Annotated in this window: 14 protein-coding genes; 4 read left to right on the top strand and 10 right to left on the bottom strand. The window is 52.6% G+C overall.

Annotated features, from left to right (window positions below; all coding sequences use genetic code 11):
* Positions 1-64: 64 nt before the first annotated feature.
* Positions 65-1,090, bottom strand: a complete 1,026-nt coding sequence (locus GCU45_RS29775; RefSeq protein ID WP_076167468.1) for a LacI family DNA-binding transcriptional regulator — start codon at positions 1,088-1,090, stop codon at positions 65-67.
* Positions 1,091-1,413: 323 nt separating this feature from the next.
* On the opposite strand from GCU45_RS29775, the gene GCU45_RS29770 reads away from it, so the two are divergent.
* Entirely contained in the window at positions 1,414-2,472 is a 1,059-nt protein-coding gene (locus GCU45_RS29770) for a 2,3-butanediol dehydrogenase (protein WP_152402649.1), read from the top strand.
* Positions 2,473-2,681: 209 nt separating this feature from the next.
* Here the strand turns inward: GCU45_RS29770 and GCU45_RS29765 are convergent, their stop codons facing one another.
* The 4 genes from GCU45_RS29765 to GCU45_RS29750 all read right to left on the bottom strand — a co-directional run bounded on the left by GCU45_RS29765 (position 2,682) and on the right by GCU45_RS29750 (position 6,699).
* On the bottom strand, positions 2,682-3,932 hold the full coding sequence (locus GCU45_RS29765) for an MFS transporter (RefSeq protein WP_152402647.1): 1,251 nt from the start codon (positions 3,930-3,932) through the stop codon (positions 2,682-2,684).
* 48 nt (positions 3,933-3,980) lie between these two features.
* Positions 3,981-4,787 carry a hypothetical protein gene (locus GCU45_RS29760; RefSeq protein WP_152402645.1) on the bottom strand — a complete coding sequence of 269 codons (807 nt, stop codon included), beginning with the start codon at positions 4,785-4,787 and terminating at the stop codon, positions 3,981-3,983.
* A gap of 307 nt (positions 4,788-5,094) precedes the next feature.
* Entirely contained in the window at positions 5,095-5,727 is a 633-nt protein-coding gene (locus GCU45_RS29755; protein WP_105443449.1) for an RNA ligase family protein, read from the bottom strand.
* Positions 5,728-5,739: 12 nt separating this feature from the next.
* Positions 5,740-6,699, bottom strand: coding sequence for an AAA family ATPase (locus GCU45_RS29750; RefSeq protein ID WP_152402643.1), 960 nt, complete (start codon positions 6,697-6,699; stop codon positions 5,740-5,742).
* A gap of 459 nt (positions 6,700-7,158) precedes the next feature.
* On the opposite strand from GCU45_RS29750, the gene GCU45_RS29745 reads away from it, so the two are divergent.
* A complete protein-coding gene (locus GCU45_RS29745; protein WP_152402641.1) occupies positions 7,159-7,692 on the top strand; it encodes a GNAT family N-acetyltransferase in 534 nt (177 codons plus the stop codon).
* Positions 7,693-7,767: 75 nt separating this feature from the next.
* Here the strand turns inward: GCU45_RS29745 and dapA are convergent, their stop codons facing one another.
* On the bottom strand, positions 7,768-8,667 hold the full coding sequence (gene dapA, locus GCU45_RS29740) for a 4-hydroxy-tetrahydrodipicolinate synthase (protein WP_152402639.1): 900 nt from the start codon (positions 8,665-8,667) through the stop codon (positions 7,768-7,770).
* A gap of 117 nt (positions 8,668-8,784) precedes the next feature.
* Between dapA and GCU45_RS29735 the strand changes: the two genes are divergently transcribed.
* A complete protein-coding gene (locus tag GCU45_RS29735; RefSeq protein ID WP_152402636.1) occupies positions 8,785-9,660 on the top strand; it encodes a LysR family transcriptional regulator in 876 nt (291 codons plus the stop codon).
* 201 nt (positions 9,661-9,861) lie between these two features.
* On the opposite strand, the gene GCU45_RS29730 is transcribed toward GCU45_RS29735, so the two are convergent.
* The 4 genes from GCU45_RS29730 to GCU45_RS29715 form a co-directional block, all read right to left on the bottom strand.
* Entirely contained in the window at positions 9,862-10,410 is a 549-nt protein-coding gene (locus GCU45_RS29730) for an NADPH-dependent FMN reductase (protein ID WP_152402634.1), read from the bottom strand.
* A 225-nt stretch (positions 10,411-10,635) separates the two neighbouring features.
* Positions 10,636-10,848, bottom strand: coding sequence for a hypothetical protein (locus GCU45_RS29725; protein WP_076167490.1), 213 nt, complete (start codon positions 10,846-10,848; stop codon positions 10,636-10,638).
* A 166-nt stretch (positions 10,849-11,014) separates the two neighbouring features.
* On the bottom strand, positions 11,015-12,199 hold the full coding sequence (locus GCU45_RS29720; protein WP_152402632.1) for an MFS transporter: 1,185 nt from the start codon (positions 12,197-12,199) through the stop codon (positions 11,015-11,017).
* 453 nt (positions 12,200-12,652) lie between these two features.
* Positions 12,653-13,240 (bottom strand): TetR/AcrR family transcriptional regulator, encoded by a 588-nt coding sequence (locus tag GCU45_RS29715; protein ID WP_152402630.1) that lies wholly within the window; start codon positions 13,238-13,240, stop codon positions 12,653-12,655.
* Between the two features lie 234 nt (positions 13,241-13,474).
* Here GCU45_RS29715 and GCU45_RS29710 point away from each other — a divergent pair, with 234 nt between their 5' ends.
* Positions 13,475-14,131, top strand: coding sequence for a DUF2306 domain-containing protein (locus GCU45_RS29710; RefSeq protein ID WP_152402627.1), 657 nt, complete (start codon positions 13,475-13,477; stop codon positions 14,129-14,131).
* Positions 14,132-14,164: the final 33 nt, after the last annotated feature.

Genomic DNA, 14,164 nt, shown 5'->3' with positions numbered 1-14,164 from the left:
GTGCGCCGATTTCTTCGTTCATCATCCTGTCCCCTTCCCATGTGTGCCGAAGCATTTCCTTATGTTATTTATTCGAATACTGCGTCATTGAAACGCTGGATTCCCTTACGATGAGACGCGGCTCAAACTCCACCCGCTCGTAATCCGGCGGATTGTGCGACTGGATCCGCTTCAGCAGCAGCTCTGCCGCCAGCCGGCCGACTTCGCTGCCCATGATGGACACCGAGCTGATTTGCGGAGTGGTTACGGTCGCCCACAAGTTGTTGTCGATGCCGACCACCGCCACATCCTGCGGTACCCGGATACCAAGCTCCTTGAAGCGGTTAACGATCCCGATCGCCACCATGTCGTTGACGGCGTAAATCGCGTCCGGCATATGTTTCAGGCTGTAAAAATAATCGGCCGCCTGGCGTCCGGTCTCAAACGAAAAATCTTCCCCGAAATAAACCAGCGAAGCATCGACATGCCTAAGCGACTGTTCGTATGCCAGGTACCGTTCTTCAATTTTGTCCTTGGGCGCGCCTGCGTAAGCAATCCGTGCCCGTCCGATCTGGAGCAGATGCTCCATGACCAGCCTTCCTTCCTGGCGGGCGAGACCCACGATATCCGCCTTTAGATCCGGGCTGAGCTTCTTGCCGTAATTGATGACGGATACCGGGATGCTCGCCTGGTTAATCAAGCTTTCCAGCTGCTTGGGATACGCCAGCGGCATCAGGACGAGGCCGTCCACATGAAGCTTCTTGATCTCCCGCAGCGTCTCCAGCTCCAGACGGGCGTTGCCAAGCGTATTAATCTGCACCACCCGGTATCCATGCTGCTTGGCGGCTTGCTCTACCGACCAGGCGATATCCGGAATGATCGCGTTGCGGATATCCGGCACGGCAAGCGCGATCTGGTGGGTTTGGCGGATTTTGAGGCTTTGGGCCGACGTGTTGGGGACAAAGCCCATTTCATCGATCACCTGCATGATCCTCGCCTTCGTCTTCTCGCTGATTCCCCCGCTGTTGTTGAGCGCCCTGGAGACGGTGGCGATGCCGACGCCCGCCTGCTTGGCGACGTCCTCAATGGTCACCTTTTTCTTGTTGGACATGCGAATTAATCCCTCTCACTTCGGAATCGTTTCCTATCCGGAAGACATTTTTTTCTTTTTCAGTATATATTATAACATACCCGCCATTCCGTTGCCTCAGCTTAGCCGACAGACGCTGCAATCAACGCATAACCCCAGCTTATTTCTATACATAGACATGTAAATCTTCCATTCGCACCATGGTTAAAAACACCCGCTATAGCCCTAAAAAATGATTTGACACGCAGAATAGAATGTGACATCATATGGATCGGAAACGTTTCCTATTTTTCGATATATCGCTCGCCATATTATTTACTGCCTGATAGGGAGATGACGGATTCATGCAAGCATTGAGATGGCATGGCGTGAAAGATTTGCGCGTGGAAACGATTGAGGAGCCTTCGGCCCTCCAAGGTAAGGTCAAAATCAAGGTGGAATGGTGCGGCATCTGCGGAAGCGACCTGCATGAATACGCCGCCGGGCCGATATTCATTCCGGAGGGTGCGCCTCATCCATTAACCGGTGAGAAAGCCCCGGTCGTGATGGGACATGAATTTTCCGGCCAGGTCGTGGAAGTCGGCGAAGGCGTGACCCGCTTCAAAGCCGGCGACCGGGTCGTTGTTGAGCCTGTGTTCGCCTGCGGACATTGTGCCGCCTGCAAGCAGGGAAAATATAACCTTTGCGAAAAAATGGGCTTCCTGGGACTCGCCGGCGGCGGGGGTGGCTTCTCCGAATACGTGGCGGCCGATGAGCATATGGTTCATCATATTCCGGACAGCGTCTCCTACGAGCAGGGCGCTTTGGTCGAGCCGTCGGCAGTTGCGCTGTATGCCGTCCGTTCCAGCCGCTTCAAGGTGGGCGACCGCGCGGTCGTATTCGGGGCGGGGCCGATCGGCCTGCTAGTCATCGAAGCGCTGAAAGCGTCGGGTGCTGCGGAAATCTACGCCGTAGAACTATCGCCTGAGCGGCGGAGCAAGGCGGAAGAGCTGGGGGCCATCGCGCTCAACCCTGCAGACGTTGACGTCGTCCAAGAAATCCATCGCCTCACACAAGGCGGCGCGGACGTTGCCTATGAAGTTACAGGCGTCCCGGCTGTCTTGAACCAAGCGATTCAATCGACGAAAATCAGCGGTCAAATTATGATTGTCAGCATTTTCGAACGGGAAGCCCCGATCCATCCGAACCAGATCGTCATGCAGGAACGCAATATCGCCGGCATCATCGGTTACCGGGACGTGTTCCCGGCTGTAATCAGCCTGATGCAGCAGGGCTATTTCGCGGCTGATAAGCTCGTTACGAAGCGCATTGCTTTAAGCGAGATCGTCGAACAGGGCTTTGAGGCGCTGCTGAAAGAGAAAAGCCAAGTCAAAATTTTGGTATCGCCACAACCGTCCAAATAACCGACTGCGAATATTACTGCACCTTAGGTGCTTTTCATAACGAATAAGAAAAACGTCTATCGACGTACCTTCAGAGAAGACAGACCGCGTCTAAAGGAAGTTTTTCTTGCGAGATCAGGAAGCGGAGCCTCCGAAACTTATACTTTCTGATCTCTTCAAAAAAGATCCCTTTGCCGAACATACGGCAGGGGATCTTTGCTATGTTAACCTTATTGCCGGAGCGCAGCCTGCGTCTCTTGGCTCTTCTCCCGCCGCTGATGCAGCATCATCAGAAGAACGGCGCCGGCGAACGCAGCCGCCACAAGCCACACGGGAATCCGCGGATCGAGCTTGTACGCCCAACCGCCGATAATGCCTGCCGGAGATGTAAGCAGCAGGATCAGCACGGACAGCATGGAGAACACTTTTGCCCGTTTGTCATCGTCGATCGCGTTCTGCACGGCTGCTTCCAAATAGGGCGAGCTGATCATCAGCCCTACGGCGGCCAAAATCGTGCTGAGCCCGATCCAAACCAGGTTCGACGTCGGCCACAGCACCAGCATGACGTTTGAAGCGACCGACAGGAAGAAACCAGCCATCATCGAGCGGTTCGCCGCGTGCTCCGGTATTTTGGGCATCAGCAGCCACAGCGTCAGCAGCATAATGACGGAGGACACCGCTGGGAACAGGGAAATCAGCCCGCTTCCCACATGCAGGTAATCCGCCATGTACAGCGACAGATAAGTCGTTTTCATCGTGGCCTGGAAGTTGAACAAAATATATACGCTAAAGATCAGCATGAGCGACTTGCTCGTTACAATGTCGCGAATCGCCCCGCCATAATCGATCAGGCTTTCCTTCAGCCCGAGATCGCGGGTCTCCCGCATCTTTCTCTGGCCGATTTCGGTTTCGCGCGTCGACAGATGCCGCCCCACGAACTGGAACGTCATCATCAGGAACGCAAGCACGTACATGATGCGTGTGCCGGACACAAGGCCGTAATGATCCACCAGGAGTCCGCCGAGCGGAGCGAACAGCCCCCCGATCACGCTAATAATCTGCAGCAGCGTAAAGACGTAAGTTCGGTCGGCGGGCTTCGTATCCTCGACGATCAAGCAGTAAAACGCGGTATGCGGCACGCGCTGAAACCCGTTGACGAGCGCCGCCATGAGGAAGAACCACACATTGTGCGAAACCGCCCACAGGATGGTGGCCAAGCTCCAGCTGAACAGGTCAAAATACAGGATGGCCGATTTGCGGCCCATCCGGTCGGTCAAATAACCGCTGATAAACGAAGAAAACACCTGAACGATCAGGCCGATCGTAGTGATCCAGCCGATGCTGGTTTCGGCGATGCCAAGCTCGTACATATACAGCGTCGCGTAGGTGCTCACCATACTGTACGGTATAAGAAAAAAAGGCTCAAAGGCGAGACAGCCCCTGCTGTTTCCTTTTAAGCGCGGGAATAAAGGTCGTGACATACCATCCTCCGGGTCCTGATGAAATGTAAATGAGTGTGATCGATGCGATTAAGGCAGCTTGCGCCGCGGTTTCTTCGACTGCCGGGGCTGCCAGGCGATCAAGGCACCCGCCTCTCCACAGATTTGATTCACCTGTTCAAGTTTCGCGGGGTCGACTTCCCACATCCATCGTTCTTCGCCCACCCGGTAAAGTATACCATGATCATGGCTGCTCTGTATCCAGTTTTCCAGATTCGTACCCGCAATCCCGATGTTGAGATGCTCTCCGTTCAGTACATTGGCAGGGTAAACCATTCTCAGCTTGCTGCCGGTATAGCGGGCTTGTCCACCGTATAAGCCGGGGGTCTCCTTGTTGAAGGCAAACGCTTTTTCATAAGGGAATGCGGTTTTTCCGTTGTCCCCTGTGGCGTAGCTCATCGCATCCGTCATTTTTCTCGCCTCGTATATGATTGCATAAGGAAAGGTGAACTGTTCTGCCATATGGCGCAGCCATTCTTTAAGAACGGAATATGTGTCTTCCGGAGGGCTGTCGCAAAAAGCGGCGATATGCGGGAAACTGCCGTATCCGCTCGTATGATAAGTAAAAGCGGCGTCCCATGGCAAAGTTCCGCGCTGCTGGCTGTACATCCAGAAGGCTTCAGCCTCTCCAGTGCCGATTTTCGCCCGTAATTGCTCCGGGGAAGTTTCCACCAGATCGTGATCGCCTTCATGATCTCCGTACTCCAAAAGCTCATAGTAACTCGTCCCTGTTACAGCCCTGTCGATCTTTTCAAAAAAAGCCTCCCCGGCGGCAAAAGCCTGCATCGCCCCAATCCGTTCCGTATGATACAGCGCAACACCTGCACATCCCGGCATACCGTCCCCTCCATGATAGAATGTTCGCATTTTTTACTTATTCTAAATCTTCTATTATGTATTCAAATATGTATTCAAAGCTATAGCTCAAAAAAATATAATTTCAAGACCCGTCAATTTCCTCCGATGTGGGTACTGCTGCTTGAGAATTACATGACCAACTCCACCTTCCATATCCATTTCATCTTTCTATGAACAACAAATATAGCTTATAACTGCAATCCGCTAAAGTAATCTAGATCATGCTTAGACTCTGTACATAAAGCTCCTCAGCTTACATTGTCTGCCCCCCCCTGTTTCAGCAGCTTCACGGTTGGAGTCCGTTCGGCTCGACCGGTCTGCTGAGCCAGTGCTCATCCGTTTGGACATGATTGTTCCGCACGAATTTGGCCAGGCTTTGCCTGAACTGCTCGTAAGGGAAAGAAGATGCCAGCCTCACAACATACCCTTCCTGTTCCCCGCCGCAGCAGGACTTTTTCGTGTAGCACCGTTTGGCCGCTTCTTCGTCCCATATGCCCCTGTACAGCAGCGGCACCGTAGGTATTCCAAGCCGATCCGCCCAGATTTCCGTCTCATCCCAGGAAAGGCACAGGTTCTGCTCATTCCACACCGAAAACAGCATAAAGTATCCAGGCAGCGCATCGTAAGCGAGCGAATGCTTGGCGTACACATTTTCCCCGCAGAGACGATACCCTTCCGGAATCAAGTACCTGATGCCGCCGTGCAGCGTCTTGACGTAATGCCGTGACGGATGATCCTTGCTGTCCAGCGATCTCGCGTGAATGAAATCCGGGTACATCGTGGTGTTCTCGCCGTCCATTTTCTCGGTGATCACCACTTCTTTTCCCACGAAATGGTCCGTGCTGCGCAAAATTTTGTCATCATCGGTGTATCCTCGTGACCAGGGAAGATGCATCGTTTTCGGATATTTGATTTTCATGAAACCACCTCTTTATTTGCCGTTCGTGTCCGCTTCCGCGAAAAAATACAACCGGGCCAGCAGATCCCCGCCTAGCAAATGATAAATGTTTGACGCTCCTGCGTCTCCCCCGTGAAGAATTTCCATATGAAAGCTGACCATATACACAACCTTCAACACAAATGCCTCATCATATCCGAGCTCCTTCAGTACATGACAGGCAATGGCCGCAGAGACATGCTCGTGGCCGAAATAGGAGTAATAGCCGCGGGTTTCCTTCCAGACCTTACAGAACGGTTTGCCCGCATCGTGAAACAACGCCGCATACTGCATCGCCAGCAGGTCATCCCCTTCGTACTGCGCATTGATATAGGCAAGCACGGCGTAGGTGTGCTCAGACAGGGTTTTGGAGTGATAGGGATTCTCCTGGTCGTACCCAAGCATGACGGAAAAATGCGGGCAGGCGCTTAAATAGGCAAAAAGCTCATCGTGACCTGGACGTTCTGCGAGCAGTTTTTCCAATTGGTTTCTGTCCAGCTTCACATCCTCTGAGCTGTGCACGATATGCAGCGCTTGGAACCCTTCGGCCATGACCGGAAACTCGAAGTTTTTGGCAAATTTCGTCAGCACTGCGTCGTCGATCCGGCGTTTGCGCGTCCCCGCTCGCTGCCTGGCCGTCGCATACGGCGTATCGCACACATGGCCTTCGACAGGCACATCCTTGAATTTCTTCAGAAACTTTACACGGCGGTCGCGGCTCACGTTGGTTGCGTCAAATACGACACTGCGGCCCTCCCCAAGCAGACGGTCTATTTCGGCAAAAGCCTCGTCAAACACCAGATACGAATTTTTTTGCCTGGACTCGCTGCCGAACAGCCGCTCCCGGATGGAATCGGTCGAAACCGCCACGGCCCGCTCATGTTTGCACAAATTTTTGGCATAGAAGCTTTTGCCGCTTCCTGGAATGCCGACCAGCATGTGAATCGTACTCATCGTTATCACCTCCCTTCCATAAATGGTTGATTTCCTTCACCATCCTCTTGATAGTCACCATCCATTCATCGCTGGACACCCATTGATCACGTATGAAGTGTTCTTGTTGACTTTTACCTGATGATGGACCATGGATCATGAATGCAACAAAAAAAGCCCTTCCCCGAAAACAAGCCGGGTTCCTGATGAAGGAGGCGCTCTCTTCAATTATATGGGATCATGCCTGCTAAGCACACGGGACCTTGGACGCATACGCAAAACAGGTCTTTATGCCCGTCACCGGGAATTCGATCTCGCGGGGATGCCGGCTGAAATTTGATCGCTCAGGGCCAACTAGCGGCCGCAACGTAAAGCTTGCATAAAAAAAACATGACACTTCCATTTATTTGATATATAGTAGGAACATAGGTTCTTATTCCAAGTTTCATCCATGATTATATTTGAGGGGGATAACCATCCATGGGAAATCATATGGCGGGTTTGCAAGTACAGATCAGGCCCTGGTCGGAAGACCATTTGCATTTGGAGCTGCTCTATCGTTTGAATGTTCCAGAGATGCTGGAACATCTGGGCGGCCCGGAAAGTGACGTGCAGGTCGAGAAGCGCCATAAGCGATATGTTGAGGTTCAGTCCCTCGGGAACGGCTGCATGTATAGCATATGGCTGGCAGATCATCCGGTGCCAATAGGCAATGCGGGATTTTGGGAGAGTGGTTGGCAGGGATCGACCATTTATGAGATCGGCTGGGGCGTCCTGCCTTCCTTTCAACAGCGGGGCATTGCATCGGCCGCGACAGCAGCCGTGATCGAGCAGGCGAAACAGCAGAGGAAGCACCGATTTATGCACGCTTTTCCGTCCGTGGATAACCCGGGTTCCAATGCGATTTGCCGGAAGCTCGGCTTCGCTTTCATGGGTGAATGTGATTTTGAATACCCGAAAGGCAGCTTTATGCACTGCAATGACTGGCGCTTGGATCTGGAATCAGGCGTCTGATACGGGAAGCAAGAAAGCGGCCATCGCCCTTCCTTTGAAGGATGGATGGCCGCTTTCATGCTAACGTCCGTGGTTTTAGTTCTGCGCTGCTTCGATTCCTGTCAGCAGTTGGGCCAGTTCATTCTGGAGCGGCTGGGATATACGTGTCATCGGCAGCCGAAGGTGATCTGAAGCAATGACACCCTGAGTAGCCAGCACCCATTTTATTGGAGCGGGATTCGGTTCCTGGAACAGTTTGCGAATGAGCGGGACGACACGGTCAAAAGATCGTTTGCCTTCCATGACCATCCCCTTTTGCACCAGGTCATGGACCTCAATAAAGATATCTGTGTACAAGTTGGCCGAAGCCAGAATCCCCCCGCTCGCCCCTTGGCTGAGTTTGGCATGGTAGTACAGGTCGTCACCGCATAACACCGCCCCCGCATCTTGACGAGTCAACTCGGTAACCAGTTCCAGGCCGTCGGAGCTGTCTTTCATTCCTATCATACCTTCCATCTCCATAATGGTTTTGGCCGTAGACATCGTTAAGTGGACCCCGGTACGGGCAGGGATCTCATAAGCAATAACCGGTACCCCGACTTCCGTCACCCGGCGAAAATGCTCGATGATCCCTTCTTGCGACGGTTTACTGTAATAGGGAACCACAACGAGGACGGCATCCGCCCCTAAGGCGGCGGCCTGCTCCGTCCGCTGCACGGTCGTCAACGTGTCGTTGGTTCCCGTTCCGATGATCACCGGGATGCTTCGCTGCTTTTCTTTCAAAATCTGCTGCGTGGCCCGGGTGAGCTGTACGACTTCGTCCCAGCGTACCGTCGGAGCCTCTCCAGTCGTCCCGTTTATGATCAAGCCGTTGATATGATGCTCAGCCAGCTTTTCCACGTAACGGGTGTATGATGCCAAATCAAGCTCTCCGCTTGGCAAAAATGGCGTGACCACAGGAACCAAAACGCCATGCAGTTCATCTCTTCCGATCATTTTCGATGACCTCCTCTATAGGTTGTGCCTCTAATTTAGCATAGGAATTATTATCAGTGTTATCTATAATAGTTGATGAGCATCATCGATAATATTGATACCATGGAGATGAATAGCATGGACCTAACGTACTTTCATACCTTTCGCGAGGTCGCGCACCGCAAAAGCTTTACCCGGGCGGCCGAAGTGCTGGGATATGCGCAGTCGAGTGTTACGGCGCAAATACAGAAGCTGGAGAAAGCATACGATACGCAGCTGTTCGAGCGTTTCGGCAAGGGGGTTCGGCTGACCTCCTCGGGGGAAGAGCTGCTTAAGCTTACGGTACAAATGCTTGATTTGTTCGATGAATCGAAGGAGAAGCTTCGGACCGAGGGAGGTGGCACGATCTCCGTCGGAACGATGGATTCCCTCGCCGCTTACTTTCTCCCCCCGCTGATCCAGCAGCTGCGCAAGCAGTACGAAGGATTGTCCATCCGATTATGGACGGACCGGGAGGACCTTCTCGTCCAGAGGGTCAAAGAGGGAGATTTGGACATCGGCCTGATTCTCGATAACGAACCGGAGGATCCGGCGCTTCACTGGCAGACGGTCCGCGAGGAACCGCTCGTTCTCATTGCAGGGCCAGGACATCCACTAGCAGATCGAGAGATCATCCGTCTTCAAGATCTGTACGATGCCGAGTGGATTCTGCCGGAAGAAACCTGTAATTACCGGGTCATGCTGGAGAAGCTTCTGAAGCAGCATGGAATCCCATGCCGGCTTGGCTTGGAGCTGGGAAACCCCGAAGCGATCAAACGCTGCGTCATGGCGGGATCAGGAATCTCCCTCTTGCCCCGCATGGCGGCAGACGATGAAATCCGCAGAGGGCTGCTCGCCCCACTTCCGTTCAGTCATCCCGATCTGCGGCTCAGCCTGCAGCTGATGACCCATCCGAGGAAGTGGATCTCCCGGGCACTCAGCGATTTTATCGAGTTGGTCAGGAAGTCGCCGTAAGTCCAGCTTGGCTGTTCGTGATTCCCCAGAATCAGCTGTAAACCGTCTGCAGCAAGTCGATCTCCATGTTCCCAGCACCCAATACTCCATGACCACCTGAGCGCGGCGAATTCCTTTAGCACTCGGAGATACAGCAAAAAAACGCACTCAGGCAGCGTCTAATCGCTTCCTCTGTGCGTTTTTCAACATATCCAATCGAATTTATGCCCGAATCGTCTTTAGAGCCGCGGACCAGGCAATCACTTGATCCAGCATGCCGTTGACATTTTTATGATGCAGCTCGGCCGGCTTGAATGTTCTAAAGCTTTCAAAATCGGTAAAGAGCGACAGCGTCGGGTGAATGCGGACGTCCGCCACGTTCAGCTCCCCAAGAATGCCGCGCAGATGCTCGGCCGCCCGGGCGCCTCCAGTGGACCCGTAGCTCACGATGCCTGCCGCTTTATTCCCCCACTCATCCCGCAGCAGGTCGATCGCATTTTTCAATACACCGGAAATGCTGTGATTATACTCCGCGGTGACGAACACGAATCCGTCCATGCGACCGATGACCGCGGCCCAGTTTTGGATGGCGTCCTCTCCGCCGGGATGTCCGAGGAACGGCAGCGGATAATCAGCCAAATCGATCAGGTGGTACTCCGCATCTCCACGCCCGTCGGCCAGCTCCTTGAGCCATGTTCCGACCTGCGGGCTGACCCGCCCTTCCCTAGTGCTGCCAAGGATGATTCCAATATTCAAGTGTGATTGTTCCATTTCTAGATCTCTCCCTATATTCATAAATTTCCGCAGGTCCTGTAACCTGCCTGTAAACCCGAACCGGTACTTTTATCTTATAGCGGCTTGAAGACGAAAGATAATATCAATTCCGGCATGGCTATATATATTTCGGTCTATGGGTGGTTGATGCCAAAAAAAACAAACGCCTGAGCAGAGCACCGGTGGCTCTGCCTAAGCGTTTATCGGGCAGTGTAATCGAATCTATTTGCGGATCTCATAAAATTGGCATTCTTTACGCGAGTGGTAAGTAACATCACTTACACCGGACTGGGTAATCACCGTGGAGTCGGTGAACCGGATGATCCGCGTATCTGAATCGATCAAATGGTCATCTTTAAACACGCGTATGGGAAGCTTCCTGCGCTCGGCCTCCTGCAGATCCGCTTCCGTCAGAAGCTCTCGAATCGTTGCCATGAATTACGGGTTCTCCTTTGGATATGAAATTAGATACGATCACGGGTGCTCGCTCTTCCTTTATTGTAGCCGTTCATGACTTAAATGGAAATGATTGAAGCGGGTAGGAACGATGGAAGCAGGAACCTGCAGACTCTGACAACGTAACCGGACCAGTTCTTCACGCTTACGCACAGGTTTTTTCCGGAACCGCTGCGGAATCAGCTGGAGCCGGGATCTTTTTCAAATATGGAATCAGCGACAGCAGGCCAAGCACGGCCAGAACCGCACCAACCCACAACGGTGATGCCAGGCCGTAGCCATGATCGATCGTGAGCCCGCCAATGGTGGAACCGACGACAATGCCGAAATTGACGACCGAGACGTGGAACGTATTGACGAGCGAGCCACCGTTCGAAGCTCTCGCCACTCGGGTCACCATGGGAGGATTCATGGAGACCCCGACCAGGCCGATCACGATGACGGCGATAACCGCAACGACCTGGTGTGCGGCAAATAGGCCGAACATGAGCAGCGCGCCCGTAAGCACGACTAGGCCGATGGTCATAATCGGCATCATGTACCGGTCGGCCAGTCTGCCGGTGATGGTGTTGCCGATGACCGTTGCCACCCCGTAAACCCCGAGCAGAAGCGGCACCATGGATGCTCTGAAGCCCGCTACATCGGTAAGTATCGGTGAAAAGTAACTGAATGCCGCAAACGTCGCCCCGATGATCAGCATGCTGGTTGCAAAGGCCGCCCATAAATGCCGGTTCTTGAATGCAGCGAATTCGCCGCGGAGACTGATCGATTCAGCCTCTTCCTTGGGTGATTTCGGGATCAGCAGGAGACCCATTATTCCCGAAATCAGCACAAGGAAGACGACAGCCCAGAAGCTCGCCCGCCAGCCGAGATACTGGTCAAACAGCATGGCGGCGGGAAGCCCCACAGCGGTCGCGACCATCAATCCGCCAAGTACAATGGAGGCGGCACGGCCGCTTGCTTCCGGGCGGACCAAGGTGAGTGCAATCGCGATGGACACGCCAAAGCAGGCCGACGAAGCAATCCCGGTAATAATCCTGGCCGCCATCATAAGCTCATAGTTCGGCGCGAGCGCTCCCAGCGTCTGCCCAATCAGAAACACGGTGGACAATGCCAGGAAGGCTTTTTTGCGCGGCACTTTTAACAATCCGACTGTCAATAGAGGCCCGCCGATAATCATCCCCGCAGCATAAGCGGATATCAGATATCCGATGGCGGCGACAGATACACCAAACTCCTCTGATAGCGAAGGCATGATTCCAGCCACCATAAATTCGGAAGTCGTCATGGAGAAAATCATCAGTCCCAATACATAAATCGCAAGCGGCAATGCAAACAGCTCCTTTATCCATTATTTTTGTAACAATTAGTACAAAATTAGACACAGGGATCTCTCTAGGCATCTCACCTAGGAATCATCCTCTGTATTTTCTTTAAATTTTCTCTGCATCTCCTCTACAACTCCTCGGAATCTACTCGAAAGCTCCTCGGAATCTCATCTTTATTCCTCACTGTATTTCCTCTGTGTGTTCTCTATATCTCCACCTTGCTCCCGTCTTCACTTATGCCTCACCTCCATTTTTCAATCGGTTATAACTTTGCGGCTAATTTTACATCCCACTTTTGTAACAACTAGTACAAAATTGTTCAAAAAACACAGCCGCGTCCATCGCGTGAACATCGTCCAGCGCAAAGCGGCAGCTCGAATACGAACACAACAGCAAACAATGATTTAGATAGGCATACGATAGTTTAAATAAATCTCTGACTCCCAGGGATTCTGCTAAAAAATGGCCGCAAGCGTGCCTTCAATAATTTGCCGGGCCAACGCACGGTTCATAGTCCCCGGATAAATCACACGCAGGCCATAACAGCAGCTGAGGAACAGAGCCGTCAGCTCCGATGTATCCCGTTCACGGGAAATTTCGCCGGCGGACTGTCCTTCGCGAATCGTTTTCTCGAGAGCCTGCTCCAGCAGCGCCACATGCTGTTTGAAGATCCGCTCAACAGTCGGGTCAGTCTTTCCACGCTCTACCGACGCGTTAATAAGCAAACATCCACGGTCCTTGGCTGTCGAGCCCTCCCGGATTTCCCATTCCAACAGCTCTTGCAGCCGCTCCTTTACCGGAGCGTCGTTGTTCAGGATTTCCAATTGCGCCTCAATCCCCACCTGATGGTACCGAATCAGCGCCTGCTCATACAGCTCATGCTTGCTCCCGAAGGCATTATACAGGCTTCCTCTGCCGAGACCGGTTTCCTTGCATAAATCGTCTGTTGAGCAGGCCCCGTATCCCTGTGACCAAAACACCTCCACAGCGGCATCGATGACGGCTGTGTCTTTGAACTCACGGGGTCTACCGCTTTTACTCATGTTTAGGCATCCCTTTCATAGGTTTGATGATTGGATTGATTCTTAGCATACTTAATTCTGTACTGTTCTGTCAAATATTATTTTTCTAATAATATCCATTCCGTCACAAAAACGACACCAAACATGCGTTGCAACCAAAAGCGTTTTCCTATAGCATAAATTTCCGAACGAAGTTCGTCTACTGGCACAGCCGTGATTCGAACATTATCGCCAAACGGAGCGGAGTATTATGCCATGTCAAAAAGCAAGCGCTATTATGCCCTGATGCTAATCGTTGTGATCGCCTTTATTTTATATGTCGCCTATATGCAGATCATTCAGGATCCCCAGGCCTCGGCTTTTCTCGGCTTCAAAACGGACCTGAACCATCCCCTGAACCCTAAGCTGTGGCTGATCGTCATGAGGATCCATGCCGGATTGGCCTGCTTGGCCATGATCTGCGGAGCCGTCAACTTCGCAGCACGAATCCGGATCAGACACATAAAATTCCACCGGTTCAACGGATATTTATATGTCATTTGCGTCATGCTGGTTGGCCTCACCTCAGGTTATATGGCACCGGTCGCCACGGGAGGAAGGTCGGTCAGCATTGCGTTTAATCTGTTAACGATGCTATGGCCGGCATTCACGGTGATCGCTGTAATTCAGATCAGGAAAAAGCAAATGGCCAGCCACCGAAAGTGGATGGTTCGCAGCTATGCTTTCTGCTTTACAAACCTGGTTGTACACGTCCTCACGTGGACGATCCGCACGCTTGCCGGAAGTCCGTACCCGGTCAGCTACCGGATCAGCGTGTTTATCACGATTCCTTTGCTGCTTCTCATCGCAGAGCTTGTTATTCGCACTGCGTGGCCTGGGTCAGCCGGTTCCCGGCGTACCCCAAAACAATAAACCGTAAGCAAAAAAAACCGCCAGATGGCGGTT

This window comes from Paenibacillus cellulositrophicus, assembly GCF_009363095.1.
GTDB classification, from domain to species: domain Bacteria; phylum Bacillota; class Bacilli; order Paenibacillales; family Paenibacillaceae; genus Paenibacillus_AQ; species Paenibacillus_AQ favisporus.
This window is presented reverse-complemented; position numbering and strand designations above follow the sequence as displayed.